This is a genomic window from Kaistella sp. 97-N-M2, assembly GCF_021513235.1.
Taxonomy (GTDB): Bacteria; Bacteroidota; Bacteroidia; order Flavobacteriales; family Weeksellaceae; genus Kaistella.
This window is the reverse complement of record NZ_CP090976.1, coordinates 828,899-844,734: the sequence shown is the minus strand read 5'-3', so window position 1 is coordinate 844,734 and position 15,836 is coordinate 828,899. Positions and strand designations below refer to the sequence as shown.

14 protein-coding genes and 2 tRNA genes are annotated in these 15,836 nt (G+C 40.9%); 6 read left to right on the top strand and 10 right to left on the bottom strand.

All coding sequences use genetic code 11. The annotated features are described in order from the left end of the window. Positions 1 to 2: 2 nt before the first annotated feature. The 6 genes from L0B70_RS04135 to L0B70_RS04110 form a co-directional block, all read right to left on the bottom strand. Positions 3 to 2,225: a DUF4838 domain-containing protein gene (locus L0B70_RS04135; protein ID WP_235143036.1), complete on the bottom strand. Its 2,223-nt coding sequence runs from the start codon at positions 2,223 to 2,225 to the stop codon at positions 3 to 5. Between the two features lie 8 nt (positions 2,226 to 2,233). Next, entirely contained in the window at positions 2,234 to 3,097 is an 864-nt protein-coding gene (locus L0B70_RS04130; protein ID WP_235143035.1) for a YaiO family outer membrane beta-barrel protein, read from the bottom strand. A gap of 18 nt (positions 3,098 to 3,115) precedes the next feature. Next, complete coding sequence (locus L0B70_RS04125; protein WP_235143034.1) at positions 3,116 to 4,573, bottom strand: glycosyltransferase; 1,458 nt, start codon at positions 4,571 to 4,573, stop codon at positions 3,116 to 3,118. A gap of 4 nt (positions 4,574 to 4,577) precedes the next feature. After that, positions 4,578 to 5,564, bottom strand: coding sequence for a HEAT repeat domain-containing protein (locus L0B70_RS04120; protein WP_235143033.1), 987 nt, complete (start codon positions 5,562 to 5,564; stop codon positions 4,578 to 4,580). Positions 5,565 to 5,637: 73 nt separating this feature from the next. Next, a complete protein-coding gene (locus L0B70_RS04115; RefSeq protein WP_235143032.1) occupies positions 5,638 to 6,027 on the bottom strand; it encodes a PleD family two-component system response regulator in 390 nt (129 codons plus the stop codon). A gap of 123 nt (positions 6,028 to 6,150) precedes the next feature. After that, positions 6,151 to 7,830 (bottom strand): hypothetical protein, encoded by a 1,680-nt coding sequence (locus L0B70_RS04110; protein ID WP_235143031.1) that lies wholly within the window; start codon positions 7,828 to 7,830, stop codon positions 6,151 to 6,153. Between the two features lie 314 nt (positions 7,831 to 8,144). On the opposite strand from L0B70_RS04110, the gene L0B70_RS04105 reads away from it, so the two are divergent. Further along, complete coding sequence (locus tag L0B70_RS04105; protein ID WP_235143030.1) at positions 8,145 to 8,399, top strand: autorepressor SdpR family transcription factor; 255 nt, start codon at positions 8,145 to 8,147, stop codon at positions 8,397 to 8,399. 3 nt (positions 8,400 to 8,402) lie between these two features. After that, entirely contained in the window at positions 8,403 to 9,050 is a 648-nt protein-coding gene (locus L0B70_RS04100) for an SdpI family protein (protein WP_235143029.1), read from the top strand. A gap of 77 nt (positions 9,051 to 9,127) precedes the next feature. On the opposite strand, the gene L0B70_RS04095 is transcribed toward L0B70_RS04100, so the two are convergent. Genes L0B70_RS04095 through L0B70_RS04085 form a run of 3 tightly spaced genes read right to left on the bottom strand, consistent with a single transcriptional unit; the run spans position 9,128 to position 12,612 of the window. Then, positions 9,128 to 9,586 carry a hypothetical protein gene (locus tag L0B70_RS04095; protein WP_235143028.1) on the bottom strand — a complete coding sequence of 153 codons (459 nt, stop codon included), beginning with the start codon at positions 9,584 to 9,586 and terminating at the stop codon, positions 9,128 to 9,130. Then, a complete protein-coding gene (locus L0B70_RS04090; RefSeq protein WP_235143027.1) occupies positions 9,587 to 9,967 on the bottom strand; it encodes a RidA family protein in 381 nt (126 codons plus the stop codon). Positions 9,968 to 10,020: 53 nt separating this feature from the next. Continuing rightward, the gene (locus L0B70_RS04085; protein WP_235143026.1) at positions 10,021 to 12,612 is read right to left on the bottom strand and encodes a putative LPS assembly protein LptD; all 2,592 of its coding nucleotides are present in this window, start codon (positions 12,610 to 12,612) and stop codon (positions 10,021 to 10,023) included. A gap of 55 nt (positions 12,613 to 12,667) precedes the next feature. On the opposite strand from L0B70_RS04085, the gene L0B70_RS04080 reads away from it, so the two are divergent. From L0B70_RS04080 to L0B70_RS04065, 4 genes are all read left to right on the top strand, one after another. Continuing rightward, positions 12,668 to 13,963: an N-acetylmuramoyl-L-alanine amidase gene (locus L0B70_RS04080; RefSeq protein ID WP_235143025.1), complete on the top strand. Its 1,296-nt coding sequence runs from the start codon at positions 12,668 to 12,670 to the stop codon at positions 13,961 to 13,963. Positions 13,964 to 14,023: 60 nt separating this feature from the next. Next, a tRNA-Glu gene (locus tag L0B70_RS04075) sits at positions 14,024 to 14,095 on the top strand. An 89-nt stretch (positions 14,096 to 14,184) separates the two neighbouring features. Continuing rightward, on the top strand, positions 14,185 to 14,439 hold the full coding sequence (rpsT, locus tag L0B70_RS04070) for a 30S ribosomal protein S20 (RefSeq protein WP_235143024.1): 255 nt from the start codon (positions 14,185 to 14,187) through the stop codon (positions 14,437 to 14,439). 22 nt (positions 14,440 to 14,461) lie between these two features. Further along, a tRNA-Glu gene (locus tag L0B70_RS04065) sits at positions 14,462 to 14,533 on the top strand. A 350-nt stretch (positions 14,534 to 14,883) separates the two neighbouring features. On the opposite strand, the gene L0B70_RS04060 is transcribed toward L0B70_RS04065, so the two are convergent. Further along, the gene (locus L0B70_RS04060; protein WP_235143023.1) at positions 14,884 to 15,828 is read right to left on the bottom strand and encodes a YihY/virulence factor BrkB family protein; all 945 of its coding nucleotides are present in this window, start codon (positions 15,826 to 15,828) and stop codon (positions 14,884 to 14,886) included. Positions 15,829 to 15,836: the final 8 nt, after the last annotated feature.

Below are 15,836 nucleotides of genomic sequence, written 5' to 3'. Positions count from 1 at the left end.
CTTTATTCTACCCAGATTTCGGCAATCGCGATAAGAGGTTTTTTAGATCTGGAGGGTTTCCACGCGGGTAAAGTTTGTAACGGTTCGGCAGAAATTTTAATGAACCGAACTTTGCTACCGACGGAAAAACGGGCTTTATGTGTTTCTGCGGTATCTTTCTCTTTCAAGGAGAAAAATACGGGCTGTTTCACTTCCTGAAAGGCATTTCCGTCCGTTGAAACGTGAATGATCACAGAAGCGGGCAGAAAAATCCAGTGTCTTTGATCTTCGAGAAAGTCGATGGTCACCTTTTCCACCTGTTTTTCCGCGGAAAGATCCAGCGTAGCTGAAAATCCATTTTCAAAGAGAAGCCAGTTATAACTGAAATCTTTAAAGCCATACATGCCATCGGTAAGTGTGGCTTCTTCTTTCGCCGGAAATTCGGGAACGAAGGGCTTGTGAAACTGCACTTTTGCTCCCAGTGCTTTATTTTTAATAAGTCCATTTTCAAAAACCTTTTTCCATTCCTGCAGATATTCCGCAGGTGCGATGCCGCCTTCCGATAGCGCCTTTACGCCTGCGGCTTCGGCCTTTTTAACAAATCGTTTTACCCGTAAAGGCAAATCTTTTCGAACACTTAATTTTCCGGATCGGTTTTCGGTGAACGCGCCATGTTTTTCCAGGCCGTAAAAGCGTGCCTGCTGCAGGTAAGTAAAGTCAAATGCCAAGCGCAGTTTTTGGATCCTCTGTCGGATGACGGAATTTTCCGCGAGTTTTTCCGCCGCGTCAAACTGATTACTGAAATCTTCCATTTTATTCGGTGAGAGATAGGAATTGTACTCATTTACGGGATTACCATAAATATCCAAACGTCGGCGCGACTCCCCGAGCGATTTTTTTAAACGGAGCATGTAGTCTTTAATGAGCGGCGCTGCGTTTCCATAATATCCCTGAAGAAATTCCTCAAGCAGCTGTTCGTCGTTGAGGGTGGCATTCCAGAGTTTTCTGGAAAGTAGATACGTTTTCAATTCATTTTGATCAACGTAGGAATTTCCGCCCATCTGCGCGAAAACTCCTGTCACGCCAAGTTTTTTATAATAGTCGATATTTACGCCGATATTTCGTGCGTCCGGAAAAGGCGCTAAATAATTGGTAAACTGGGTGTAATAATCCCAAATAAAAATTCGCGAAGTCTGGTTAAGCCAGCCCTTTAAAATATTCCTGAAACGCGCGGCGGAAGGTTCTGTGGCGACCGGTTGATTTCTGTAGAGATCGATGTTGCTGAGAAAAATTATAACGTTGGCGCGAGGTTTCGTGTGTTGCGGTGGTTCGAGAGTCGCACCATACGCCAGTGTTGTAAAGGTTTTTTCGGGATAGTGCGCTGCGATTTTATTAACGAAGCGAATAAGGGATCCTTGCGGCCCGCCTTCTTCCTCATCGGTTTTTCGACAAAGTTCACATTCGCAGAAATTGTTATTGTCATTCGGACTTACAGACCAATATTTGGCCGCCGGATTATCCTTAAAATGTTGGCTTAAATTTTCTAAAGTAATTTTTAAAACTTCTTTATTCGAAAGACACAACTGATCGGTCCGGCGCTGACCATCGACCAGCGCAAAGTATTCGGGATGGGTACTGAAAAAATAAGTAGGCACGAGTTTGCTGAAGGAATGTCCCCACAACCCCCAAAGGTCATCAAGCCGGTGAAGCCCGTACCAATCCATATATTCCTGATCATTTTCGGCGGTGCTATAAACTTCACGATAAGCGAAAGCGGGTATTTCAACAATATTTAGGGGAAATTGTATTTTTAAATCGAGGATTTTGGGACATTCTGCTTTTTCATTCGGTGCCCATTTTTTGCAGTGCAGAAGCGTGCGTACAAAATAATAAACGCCATAAAGCATACCTGTCTCCGTTCCGCCTTTAATGACGATCTGCTTTCCATCATTTTTAATGGTAAATCCCTCCGCCGAACCTTCATCTTCCAAGGTTGAGTTTTTTTTGAGAGCAATATAAAGTTTAGCTTCTTCAGGTTTTCGTGCAATGGGCAATTTTACGCGTGTGACCTCGTAAAAATAATTTTGCAGCACTTCCGCTGCCTTTATTTCGGTAGAAGAAACATTTTCGGCCAGAAGGATTTCATAGGCGGAAACACCGCTCTTCGCAAGCTGCACCACCTGTGCGTCAGTTTTAGATGGGCTGAACATGGCAAAAATCATTAAGAATAAAAAAATGTAGCGCATGTGTTGGTTTAGAAATCATAAAACAAATTGAGATAAAAATCGACCTGATTAAATTTCCGCCCGATGCTGTAATTATTTCTGTTGTAAACCGTTGAGGCCGAAAGTTTAAAAGGTTTAATATTTTTTTCATAGCCCAAACCCACAAAGAAAGATTTGTTGCTTATAAAATCTGCCGCAAAATCGATGTTTTTACTGTCGGGTGCATTACCAAAGCCCGTCATTACCGAAAGATGATCTCTTTTCTCATTCAGAAAATTTTTCCAGGCTAAAGTGTTCGCATAATAGAAGTCGTTTTCGGTAAGCGTAAAGAAATTGCGGAACGTCACCAAATTATTTCCAAATTCCTTGCTCAACCCGAGAACAGGCGTAAAAAGACTAAAATTTTGGGCCGACAGATATTTAACACCGGTTTCCAGTTCATATCCTTTCTTTAAAGCGCTGTAAAAAGAGTAAGACGCTTCGAAACCCGGAAACATTTTTTCATCGGAAACGCTCGCGCTGAGAAAGGAATAATGCTTTTTACCGTGTTTTATATAGGTCTCCACATCATATTTGACACTGGAATTTTTTGCGCGTGTCCGCAGATTCGCTCTTCCTATGAGCGTCACTTTTTCATTATTCATCCGTCGCAGATACTGAACAGAAGTAATGCTCATCGTCGCCAGACCACTGCCATAAAGACCTTGAAGGTGCATTACACCAATCTGATTTTGCGGCCTGGGTGTAACCGAGTCGTGTACTGCAATGACTTCCGTTGCCGCGGGGGATATCGTACTGTTTTGGATAATCATCGTCGAATCAGCAGTTTTTTCTTGGGCGAAAACTGGTGCTGAGGTCAGCAGTACAAAAAAAAGAAGTGTTTTATAGATCATTATTTAATTTTATTTGAGTTATATGTTTTTGGTAAATCCTTTTCTCGGCATTTCGCCCCAGGCCTTCTTCTTGCCAACCAACTCCTCAAAATATCCCTTGAGTCCGCAATACACAATGAGCGGATGGTATAAAAGAGGTTCCAGAAAGGCCATCGCAGAAATGCCGAAAGTGGTGCGGCTGGATTTGTAGTAGTTAAATATTTTTCGGTCCATAAATACTGCCGAAAAACTTAGTGCGATGTAAAAAGTCATTATGGTAAATGTCATCACCAGCAATCCTACCAAAAGCGTTTTATAAATGAAAAAGAAATAAAGAAAAATGAAAACACCACCAATTTCGACGAAAGGCGACAGAAATTCAAAAAAAAGATTGTAAGGATAAATGATGAAGCCCATTTTTCCGTATTTTGGATTAAAGAGGACGCGGCGGTTCTTTCTTAGGATCTGAAATAAACCACGTGCCCACCGCACCCGTTGCCGCATCAGGATTTTAAGCGTATCCGGGCCTTCGGTCCAGCAAAGCGTTTGCGGAATGCTGCGTACACTGTACTTCTGCCCGGTTTCCTGCATGTAAATGACCATCCGAAAGACCAAATCCATGTCTTCGCCTAAGGAATGTTTATCGTAACCGCCTATATTTAAAACAATTTCTTTATCAAAAAGGCCCAAACCTCCGGAGATATTGGGCAGGGCATTCATGTAAGACCAGGCCATTTTCCCGAGAATAAACGAGCGGATATATTCGAGTTCCTGAAAACGGACCAGTATGTTTTTTGGTGCTTTAATGGCATCCAGCGTTCCACGATGCACGATACTGCTGTTGGACATCCGAAGCGTCGCACCTACGCCAACGCACCGGTTTTTTTCGTTCAAAACAACTTCCATCATCAGGTTTAAAGCATTAAAATCCAATATGCAGTCTACATCGATATTGAGAAAATAATCATATTTCGCAATATTTAAGCCCGCATTAATGGCATCTGCTTTTCCGCCGCCATTTACTTTATCGATGACCACAAGGCTTTTATAGGCTAGATCCCGCGAGCGGTAGATTTTTTTGATGGGTTCGCAAGGTATAAGGGTTTCGAAAATATAATGACTTTCCATCAGGTCGAATTCTGTAATCATTTTTTCTAAGGTATCATCCTTGCTTCCGTCGTTCACCACAACCAGTTCAAACTTATGATAGTTCAGCGATAGCAGGGAATGTACATTATCGATGATTGTTACCGACTCATTATAAGCACCTGTAATGATGCTGATGCCGGGCGCGTCGTTCATAACCGACAACTGCAAACCCTGGTTGAACTTCCGGATAAATAAAAACCGCCTGATCGATATATAAGACACCACATTGATGATTAATAAAGTGCTGAATAAAACAACTGCGATGGATGCAATCAGGTGAGAAAAAACCTCCGAAAATAAAACCTTTTCAACAAAATTCGTGAGATAAAAAATAAGGTCCTTCACCATAGTTCTACTGATTATGTTTTTGTAATTGCTTCTCCAGCGCGGGGAAGTTAACCGACGGAATTGTGGATTCTGATTTGGCTCTTTTTAAGGCAATAATTATTGCTTTTCTTAAATTGATTCCGCTCTCGTTTTCCAGGGTTTTTTCCAGAAAATCCCTCACCTGCACGGTTTGGTAAGTCATGTATCCAAGGCTTTTTATGATTTCTCTTTTACATCTCATATCTTCTTCGCGGTCATATAATTCCATTAATATCGGTGGCGACGCAGGGTAGTTGAGTTTTCCTAAATTATTAATCATTTCAAAACGGAATGCAGCATCCGGCGTAGTAAGCAGGGGGTGAATTTTTTCCGCGGCATTGTGCTGATAGTAGTAGGACGCTAAATCCATGGCCAGTTTAACCACTGTTGGTTTGTAATGAGGACTGATCCACTGCTGGAAATGGGGTTTTTTAAGATCGGTTCGGTTAATGATCAACTGAAAATAGGTGAGGTTCATCCATTTTGTAAACGCATCTTCATTAAAGGTGAAAAAATCGTAAATGTTATCCCTGTATATCGTTAACGTATAGGAATTAGCCAGTTCCTGAATCATGCTGTTCCTGCTTTTTTGCAACCGCACCATCACTTCGCGTTTTATGGGTACTTTAAATCTTGTAAGTTCGTCTAGCGCGTGGATGATGTTGGAATCGTAGATGCTGGAGAGTTCTTTTATTTTGTATTTCTCAAGACCAAGCAAACGGTAGATTTTTGTGATGTTTTCGGCCGCATCTCCATCCAGAAAACACGAATATTGGGTTAGGCTTTCAATAAAAATTTCCCGAATCCGTCTTTTACGCTGAACGCCCAGATCGATAAGTGGTTTCAGGTCTGCTAATTCGAACGCCGGTTGGTTTAATAAAAGCTCACGAAGTATTTTGATGAATTGCGCCTCTAACTCTTCGTTGCTTTTTTTATAAAAGGAAGAAGACAGGTTATATAGCGCAACCAGCATCCAACCTAGAAAAATGATCGAAAAGTTGAAAATGATCAAATACAAAAGATACCGGGGAAAGTTGGAGAGGAAACTATGCAAGATCAATTTTCTTTATGAGTTCTTTAAGTTTCGCAATCCGACAGATCATTTCCATGGGCTGAAACGGTTTCTTAATCATATCGTCGATACCCATTTGGTAAAGCCGGTACATATTGTCCGCCGTGAAGTTATTGGAGATGACGAGGATTTTTGTTTGATGAAGGTCTTGCCGGCCACGAATTAAACTGATAATTTCGAAGCCTGAATAATACTGCAGTAGGATATTTAGAATCACGATATCGAATTTTTCTGCCTGCAATAGGTCGAAAGCATTCTTTCCGTTCGAGACCGCGCTGGCATCGTAGCCTTCTCTTTTTAAAACATGTAAGATGGAGGATCTGATGATCTCATTTTTCTCCACAATTAATATTTTGTTCTTCATATAATTACACGGGTGCAAGTTGATAAATACACAAGGTAAGCAATTTTGTTTGTACCGGTACAAAGCAGAAAGAGAAGCCACTTTGAAGCAGCTTCTCTTTTTAGTATATATTTACTTTTGAATTTATAGTTTATTATTTGTATCCGTATAGGTTCCTGTAATCGTAGAAGTTCCGTTTTTGGTCACTTTTCCGTGGATGGTGATGACGGAACGGGTTCCTACAAATTCTATTTTAGCGCCATTATTCAAGGTAAGATCACCAAAAATGGTTACGTTTCCTTTTACTTTAAGCGATCCGTTGCTGTTTAAAGTCATGTTTCCGTAGGTCGTTAAATCTCCTTCCAGATTAAAGAGGGAACCGCTGTTGATATTTAAACCGTTCCAACGATTCTGTTGGCTCCCCTGATAGAGTTTTCCGTACATATTGAAGGTTGCATTACTGTTAACATTCACGCTTTCCGTCGCAGTTAATGCGCCACACCAGCTGAGGATATTGTTAACATTTATTCCTTTTAAGCTTTTTGTTCCTTTAAATTCGCGGATTTCTCCGGAATTCACATTCAGCCATTCGCCACCATTGTAATCTGCGTAAGAGGTGCAGTTTACTGTGCCATTATCCGGTGCAACATATTTAATGATTTTCAGTCCGCCTGTTCCGGTAGCAACAAAAATATAGTCGCCTTTACTCATCACGTAATTTGACGAACCCAGTAAATCTATGGATCCCAAAAGATCAAGCTGCTCTGCTTTGTTTTCGTATACAAATAAACCGGCGCCACCGTTGGCAACAAAGGCTTTGTCTGCATTCACAGATACGGCGTTGGTTACGATGTCTTCAGGATCTACACCGTTCACAGTGTCGGGTAAAGCCAAAGTTTGTATTTTGGCTCCTGTTGCCAGGTTATAAACACCAACACCATTTTTACCCTGAGAAACCAAAAGTCTTTCACCCATGAAATCGAGGGTTCTTTTGGATTCTGCAATGTCGGTATAAGCGGCAAAAGAAGAAACCGGGTTTAGTCCGTTGGCATCATAGACTTTAACACCGTTTGTTCCGCTTAAAATAACAATTTTATTTCCTGTACTGCCCACCGCTCTCAGATCCTGAACCGGTACGGTAAATTCGATATTGTTGTCTGCTTTATTAATTTGAGTTAAAGCTCCGGTTGCACCGGATACTGCATAATATTTAGAAGCCGTTGAGGTAACATCGGTTCCTACTTTCCCGGGAAGGGAAGTGGTGACAAAATTATCACTAAGCATCCCACCGTTAAGCGACATTCTTCCTACCAAAGCTGCAGTTTTGGCATTGGTTGCATCAACATTAGTTGCGCCGGCAATGTATAATTGTCCCTGATCGTACCGTACCGAACTGATATCTGTATTCGGCATGATCGCCTGCATCACCATTTGCGGGACATTAGGATTGCTGATATCGATGACCTCGATGGCTCCTAGATAAGCGTCACCTTCTGTATTGTAAGAAACATAAGCGAAATTCCCTTCAACCGCAACATGGGTAGCACGAAGTGTTTTTCCTTCATAGCTCGGAGCAGCCAATTCGGCCACCAAGACGAGCGGGAAATCTCCTGCGACGTCATTTTTTCGTCCCAACCCGTCATTAAGGGTTAAAATTCCGGAATTTTTATAATCAATTCTTTTACTTAAAGCATTCGCATCGGAGTTGATAATAAGATCATTGCCTCCCGCTGCGCCTTTTTCCAGGTCTGCACCGTCTTCTCTACAGGATACCGCAAACAAAAGAGCGGTTGCACCCAGGATATTCAGTATTTTTTTAATCATAATTCAATATTTTTATAATTTTTTTTTATAATAATTTACAACAGGAGGTTCTTTACGCTTTGCACCTTATACTGTGGTTTTGCGGTGGCAAAGGTACTGCATTTCACCCTGATGAACAACCTTTATTTTATCTGGAAAAATACCTGCTTTAAATTAATCGGTCAGTTAAAGAATATTTAGCCTGCTTTTCTATTTTTCAGGCCGGCATACAATGGGTTGTTTGCCTTAATTCTCTCAGACCTAAGTAGATAAAAATGATAAAAGTATTGCGTAAGTAAAAATTAATTTAGACATTTGTCTAAATAACTAATCAAATGAATGCGCTTTTTAAAGCTCTTAATGATGAAACGCGCCGACAGATCATCGATCTTTTGAAGGAAAAAGACAGAAATGCCGGCGAAATTGCAGATCATTTCAATATCTCCAAACCCAGCATTTCTCACCATCTGGACATATTGAAAAGAGCCGATCTCATCACCAGCGAAAAGAAAGGCCAGTTTGTAGAATATTCCCTCAACACAAGCATTTTAGAAGATTTATTAACCTGGATTCTCACCCTAAAAAAATAAGCCATGAACCTCAAAAAAGAATTACCCATTATTAGCATCGTCCTTTTGCCGTTTGTCTATTTAGCGATCATTTGGAATAAATTACCGCAGAAAGTCCCTGTACACTGGAACATCCGCGGGGAGGTAGACCGTTATGGCGAGAAAACAGAAATGATTTTGATACCCATTTTGCTGCCTTTGCTTGTTTACCTTATCTTTTTAGTGGTACCGAAGATCGATCCAAAGAACAAACTGAATAAAATGGGCAATAAATTAAATTCTTTAAAATTTGTGCTCACCACACTCATGTCCGGGTTAGCGTTGTTCCTGATCTTTTCAGCGCACCACCAAAATTTTACAAATCCAAATCTTATTTTTGTGTTTGTCGGTTTAATGTATCTTGTTTTTGGAAATTATTTCAAAACCATCAAAGCCAATTATTTTATTGGAATACGCACCCCGTGGACGCTGGAAAGCGAAACCGTGTGGAAAGAAACGCATCGGCTTGCAGGAAAATTATGGCTGGCGGGCGGTTTGTTGGTCATCATTTCTGCCTTGTTTCTGGACGACAAGATGAATGTCCTCACCTTCTTTATTATTACGGGAATCATCACCCTTGTACCGGCAGTTTATTCGTATTTTATTTTCAAAAAAGAAAATAAGGCTGCTTAATAAGTTCAGAAGAGGAGGTCGTCTACGGAAATTTAGAGAAGAGAAAGGCTGAAAAAGGACATAAAAAAACGCAACTTTTAGAGGTTGCGTTTTTCTTTGAGGAGTTTGCGTCGTTTTTTATTTTTTCGGTTGTAAATCACTTCCGTAATTTTTCCGCCCATCCAGGCAAAGGGGAAGAAGGTCAAAAAGATCAGGATCTTATAAAAAGTAGGGTGGTAAGGGAAAATGATAATATCGAGCATGCCGATAAAAAGCAGAATAAATCCGATCAGAATAGCATACGCCACTTTTGCATATTTTACGATAATCGCCGTGGCCACGCCGCCAACCGTTGCTGCGATGCCGGAAGAAATAAGAAGCGCTACAAAAAAGTAAGGTTTGTGTTCTACCGATTTCAAAAGTGTTTCCCATCTTTGGAACGGCGTGAAACCTTCGTAGGTAATCCAGGAAGAATTCAGTCGTACGCCTAAAGTAATTAGCAGTGCCGCAACACCAAGACCTACAAAAACGGCAAAAGTATTTCGAAGAAAGTTCATTTAAAATTGATGTGCAATCATTGAAATTTCAATATCTACATTTTTTGGCAAACAGGAAACCTGCACGGTTTCGCGCGCTGGAAAATGTTCTGCATCCAGATAAGAAGCGTAAATATCATTCATTACTGCAAAATCGTCCATATTTTTCAGAAAAATGGTTGCCTTTACTACGTTTTTAAAAGTCAATCCGGCTTCGGTTAAGATCGCTTCCAGATTTTTCATCACTTGGTGGGTCTCCTTTTCAATGCCTTCCACAAGCTTGCCTGTTTCGGAATTCAGGGGAATTTGTCCGGAGATATAAAGAATCCCGTTCGCGAAATTGGCCTGAGAATACGGTCCGATGGCGGCGGGAGCTTTCGTAGTAGAGATGAGTTTTTTCATATTGTCAATATTGGGCAAATATAAAACTTATGTTTTGTTTTTAAAAATGGAATTTAGAAAGGTGCGTTCGGCTGCGTGAAACTTCGGTCTTTGTACTTCAGCGCATCGCGTAAAATGTTGGCTTTGATGCCGATAAAGAAGTCGTACACCTTGTACGGACCATAAGGAATCCAGTTAAAATTGATGGTGAAACTCCGTTGATCTCGGGAAAAACCGATTCTTGTGTTGGCAATTTCCTTGGAAATAACATCGTAATAAAGATTTCCGTTGATGTTCCAAAAAGGGGTCAGTTTTATGCTCCCGTCCAGACCAACCGACGCCATTTTTCTGCCAAAACGCGTTAAATTTTTAGAATAGCTGTACTGTGCATTAATGTTTAAGGTCCAGGGTTGAGTGAAGCGCGCATAATCGTCGTCATCAAAATAATAATTTTCATTGCGGATCTCGCCTTTTTTGCTGTATTTTTTGGAGAGGTCTACCTTCTCTTTTCCGCTAAAAATTTCGCTGCTCAAAGGATAAGAGAGTTGCGCATTGAAGCCCTGGATGCTGAAGTTTCCGAAGTTGTCGGTTCGTATCCCCTGATTTTCCCCGGGCGCGAAAATAATCTTATACGGTTCCAGTGCAAGGCTGGTATTTAAATTTAATTTTTCGAAAATAGTGGTCTGACCGTTAAAGCTGAAAATGGACCACTTGTACTTCGGTGCCGCAAAATTATATCCCGTATTGAAATTCAAACTTTCGAAGATTTTAATTTTTTTCACGCCGGTAGAATCTTTTTTAGATTTCACTTTCATCTCCAGATTATTATTGATGGCGAAACTCAAGGTTTCCTGCAGACTGGAGTTTGGTGAGCCAATTATTCCCTTATCAAAAATAGAATACGGCGTGATCTCGCCGCGGTCGTTGGAGTAATTTTTATAATATCCGAAACCCGGTGCCGAAAAATCGGGGGAATAACTGAAACTTATTTGTGGCGTCATCATGTGCCGGATCGCCTGGATTCCGGAGCCTTTTTTGAAGTTAAGCATGCCATAAAGCACCGTCTGCAAACTGGCGCTCGTGGAAAAGGAAGAATAGCCGGCAATTTTTTTCGTGAAGGTATCTTCTACGATGTTTGTTACGGGATTGTAAAACCGGTTCAGCGCTTTTGTTGTTAAAGCGTTATCGATATTTGCGGAAAGTGAAAAGGTGAAATATTTGGCGATCGTCGAGTTTGTTCCGAGGGCAATATTGTTTTTTAACCCTGTTTGCAGCTTGTCCCACATGGCTTGCGTAAAAAGCTCGCCCTCATTCGTTTGTACGTAATTATTAAAATTGAGTCCGGTGCTTACCGTAATGTTTTCCAGAAGTCCCTGCCGCGTGCCGGTTTTTGGTTTGAAAAGATAGAATTGATTAATGGCGACATTTAAAACAGGCAACTTTAAATCGGCCAGTCCGGTGGAGAAATTCTGAGAATAAGACGACGTTCCTGTAATTGTAACCGGCAGTGTAAGAAATCTTTTCACCACACTGATGCTGGAATTCTGTTGCGCGTTCAGGTTGTTTTGGTTGAATGCGTAATTGTTGTTAACCGTGTTGTTGTAGAATTTATTACTCACCACATCTACCGACGCGGAAAAAGTAAGAAAAGGGTTCGCTTTTGTATCCTGCTGATGGCGCCACGCGATGCGGTAGGTTTTGCTTTTGGAATAGTCGGATAATCCTTTAATGCCGCGGACGGTTGTTCCAATGTCGGCAGAAAAATTCCCGGAATATCTGTAATTCTTTTTGTAATTCATTTCGGGACGAAGGTTAAAACTTCCCTTCGTATAAATATCGGTAAGAATTTTCAGATCGAAATGTTCGCCAATGGGCTGATAATAACCGAGGGAATTGAGGAAAAATCCAACATCTTCCCGTTCACCAAAACTTGGGATTAAAATTCCGGCACTTCGCTTATCCGAAAACGGCAAAATGGCAAAAGGCATGATGAGCGGAGTAGGAACCTCTTCGATATAAAGCTGAATGGGACCGGTTATGACCTGAGATTTTTCTTTCCCTTTAATAAGTTTAATGTTGGGTGCGAGCAAATAATAATCGGCAACCGTGTCTTTTTTTGCAATAAAATATTCGTCTGTTGTGTATTTTCCGCGGCGCATAAAGAAAACGGAATCGTTATATTTTTTTGTTTTTTCGGCCACAATTACGCCTTCGCTTTCTTCCGTCCGCGCATTGAAAGCGATTGCCTGCCGCGTTTTAATATTATAGGTAAACTGGTCGTACTCGTAGGTTTTGCCCGCCTGGGTTGCCTGCGCCGGTGTTTTTATCCTTCCTAGAGAATCCAGTTCGCCGCGTGCAAAGATTAAGGATTTATCCCAATCGATGGAGATGTAATCGGCTTCGATGAGCATATCCTGATATTTTACCTGCGCTTTTTTGTTCAGGTACGTCATCTTTTTCGGAATGTCGTTACGGATGTTATCGGCCTTGGTTTCTACCACGGCTTCAAGCTGTTCTTTCTTTGCGATAACCGTATCGGATTTCGGGATTTTATCCTTAATTATCACGTTTTTAGGCAAATTTTGAGCATTTAGTAATGCTAAAAAATTGTTAAAAATTAGGATAATAAGAATTAGTAATATATTTTTGAAGCCAGTTTTGACCAAAGCGCGTTTTTCTGTAATTTGTGGTCAAAATTAATACAATTTTTAAAATCTAAAGATGATTACCCACTGTTTTTCCATTAAAAAATATTTTTTACTCTTTTTTGTACTGGTATTCGCCTTTGGTGGCGCTCAAAAAAAATTCACAATAGTTCTGGATGCCGGCCACGGCGGCAGCGACATCGGCACCAACCGCAGATACAGCGATTTGGGCACGGTTCGCGAAAAAGAAATTACCTTGGCGATTGTATTGAAGTTGGGGCGCATGCTCGAAAAAGACAAAGATTACAAAGTAATTTACACGCGAAAGGTCGACGAATATCCCTCTCTAACTTCCCGAACCACGCTGGCAAACCGCAGCAAAGCCGACTTGTTTGTTTCCGTACACGTTAATGCCTCACCTTCCGCCTCCACAACAACGAACGGAACCGAGACTTTTATCCAGGGACCCAATCAGAACAGGACCAATTTGGAAGTGGCGAAAGCAGAAAATGATGTAATTTATCTGGACGAGAAGGATCGCGAAATGTTTGCTTCTTACGACCCAAAATCACCCGAATCTTTAATTGCGCTGAAAATTCAGCAAAGCAAATATTTAGAAAGCAGTCTGTTGATCGGAAGTCTTGTAGAAGAAAACTTTTCCAACAAAGATAAAAGATACTCACGGGGTATCAAACAGGCAGATCTCCATGTTTTACGGATGAATGCGATGCCGTCCGTTTTAATTGAAACAGGATTTGTTAATAATTATGATGATGCCAGTTATCTTTCATCAGAGCGCGGTCAAAATGATATTGCGGAGAGTATTTTTGATGCGATCGAGAAGTATAAGAAAGCCATGGAACGCAACGGCGGTGCTATTAGCCAACCGCGCGAACCCGAAAAGCCGGCAGAGAAGCCTTTGAAAAATGATTTCAGAATTCTGTTAATGTCTGCACCATCAAAATACAACAGCAACGACCCCGCATTGAAAGGCCTGAATTACGTTTTCACCATTAAAGAAAACGGTCTGTACAAATATTATTACGGCACAACAAACTTGGCTTCCGTGCGCGATGCGAACTTAAAAACCGCCAGAGACGCCGGTTTCCGGAACGCGACGTCGATCTCTTTCGTGCCGAATCAAAAGCTAGGTATTGGATATTACACGATTGAAATTGCACTTTCCGATCAAAAGCTAAGTTCGAATTCTTATATGCTCAATACGCTGAAGGATGTGAACCGCGAAAAGATAAACGGCAAGTTTTCTTACACTTATGGTAAATTCTTGAGTTTGGAAGAGGCGGTGAAAACACAAAAAGCCTTGGACGAGAAAGGAATTAAGAACACCGTTGTTCAAAAAGTTTTCAAATAAGAGTGGCAGATTGTTGCAGGATCAAAACATAATTGATATTTTTGCAGTCCTCAAAGCAAAGGCCTATTCGTCTAGTGGTAAGGACTCAAGATTTTCAGTCTTGCAACAGGGGTTCGATTCCCTTATAGGCTACTAAAATTGAAAATTTTGAAAAGTTTTTTTAAATATATTTTGTAATCAAAAAAAGATTGTTATCTTTGCACCCAAGTTTTTAGAAAGATATGGCAAATCATAAATCAGCGCTGAAAAGAATCAGACAAAGCGAAAAGAAAAGATTAAGAAACAGATACTACCACAAAACGGCGAGAACTGTTTTGAAAGTATTGAGAAGTGAGGAAGATAAAGCTGCTGCTACATTACAGTTGCCTTTAGTGATCTCTTTGTTGGATAAATTGGTGAAGAAAAACATCATCCACAAAAACAAAGCGGCCAACCTTAAAAGCAAGTTGACAAAGCACGTTAATAAATTAGCGTAATTTAAAATATACAAGACGCACTGGCCCGTTCGTCTATCGGTTAGGACCTCAGGTTTTCATCCTGGTAAGAGGGGTTCGACTCCCCTACGGGCTACTTAACTTCCGAATTTATTCGGAAGTTTTTTTGTGCTTTATTCTGAAAAACTAAGGCAGGACCAATAAATACTGAAAGGTATGCAGAGGGCTACGAGCGATTGCCCTGGAATAATTATCTGTCACGTGCAGCAGTGATTAAGAACCTTGTTCAAGACCTAAAAAAGCCGAGGTGAAAATTTTCCGCCTCGGCTTTTTAATAATTATCAAGTGATTGTTTTATCGTCTTTAGATGGTGGTGAAAGTTTAATTCCACGTTTGCGAACTCATCATTTTTGCCATTTTTTAAGCATATAATTGATCTTTCTTGATGAATGATGCGATTCGTGTTTTTTAAAGTAAAAAATGGTTCTACGAAACCGGTTTTGGCTCCGCGTCCGCTTTCTCCTTCTGGGCTTCCTCGTACAACTTTTTAGGGCTCCATTTCGCGTGTTTCGACGGAAGAATGCTGTAGCCTTTTTTCAAAGAGTAAACCTTCGTAAACTCCGCACCAAAAAAGATAAGCATGCAGGAATAGTTAATCCACATCATCACCAAAATGATGGTGCCGGCTTTCCCAAAAGCAGAGGTAGGTTTAAATTCGCCAAAATACAGACTGAGAAGAAATTTGCCGAGCGTAAATAAAACTGCCGTGAGAATGGCGCCTTTCCAGACCGATTTCCAGGAAATTTCGACATCGGGAAGAACTTTGAACATGAATGCAAAAACCAACACCACCAACGCAAAACCGAGAACGTAATTCACAAGTTCCATCAAAATATAAGTTTCCAGACCCAACTGATGGGTAATGAAATTATTAAATAAACTGATCACCGAAGAAAGTACCATGGTAGTCATCAATAAAAAACCCATCACGAGAATCATCCCTAAAGAATTTGCACGGTCTAAAAGGAATTTTACTAGGGCCTTTTTTGGCGCAGCCTCTACGTCCCACATATTATTCAGCGATTTTTGCAGCTGAAAGAAAATGGTGGTGGCACCGAAAACCAGGGAGAACACCCCCACGATCTTCATAAAAATATTTTGTTTGTCGATAAGTGCGCTGGCGATCATCTCTTCGATGCTTTTCGCCACATCTTCGCCCATCATACTGTTGATCTGGTTGCTGATCTCGCCCCGAATGGCTTCCTCACCAAAAAAGTAACCCGCGATCCAGATGATAATAATCAACAGCCCGGGGATAGAAAAAATGGCGTAGTACGCCAAACTCGCAGAGTCTTTTGTGGCAGAAGAATCGTTCCATTCCGAAAAAGTTTGCTTTAAAGTTTCCCAGAAAAAAGTTAAATTTTTCATCATGTGGAATA

Bases quoted from the DNA above. Each gene is read 5' to 3' on its own strand.
- L0B70_RS04135 (WP_235143036.1), bottom strand. From the start codon at position 2,225: ATGCGCTACATTTTTTTATTCTTAATGATTTTTGCCATGTTCAGCCCA.
- L0B70_RS04130 (WP_235143035.1), bottom strand. From the start codon at position 3,097: ATGATCTATAAAACACTTCTTTTTTTTGTACTGCTGACCTCAGCACCA.
- L0B70_RS04125 (WP_235143034.1), bottom strand. From the start codon at position 4,573: ATGGTGAAGGACCTTATTTTTTATCTCACGAATTTTGTTGAAAAGGTT.
- L0B70_RS04120 (WP_235143033.1), bottom strand. From the start codon at position 5,564: ATGCTGGTTGCGCTATATAACCTGTCTTCTTCCTTTTATAAAAAAAGC.
- L0B70_RS04115 (WP_235143032.1), bottom strand. From the start codon at position 6,027: ATGAAGAACAAAATATTAATTGTGGAGAAAAATGAGATCATCAGATCC.
- L0B70_RS04110 (WP_235143031.1), bottom strand. From the start codon at position 7,830: ATGATTAAAAAAATACTGAATATCCTGGGTGCAACCGCTCTTTTGTTT.
- L0B70_RS04105 (WP_235143030.1), top strand. From the start codon at position 8,145: ATGAATGCGCTTTTTAAAGCTCTTAATGATGAAACGCGCCGACAGATC.
- L0B70_RS04100 (WP_235143029.1), top strand. From the start codon at position 8,403: ATGAACCTCAAAAAAGAATTACCCATTATTAGCATCGTCCTTTTGCCG.
- L0B70_RS04095 (WP_235143028.1), bottom strand. From the start codon at position 9,586: ATGAACTTTCTTCGAAATACTTTTGCCGTTTTTGTAGGTCTTGGTGTT.
- L0B70_RS04090 (WP_235143027.1), bottom strand. From the start codon at position 9,967: ATGAAAAAACTCATCTCTACTACGAAAGCTCCCGCCGCCATCGGACCG.
- L0B70_RS04080 (WP_235143025.1), top strand. From the start codon at position 12,668: ATGATTACCCACTGTTTTTCCATTAAAAAATATTTTTTACTCTTTTTT.
- rpsT (WP_235143024.1), top strand. From the start codon at position 14,185: ATGGCAAATCATAAATCAGCGCTGAAAAGAATCAGACAAAGCGAAAAG.
- L0B70_RS04060 (WP_235143023.1), bottom strand. From the start codon at position 15,828: ATGATGAAAAATTTAACTTTTTTCTGGGAAACTTTAAAGCAAACTTTT.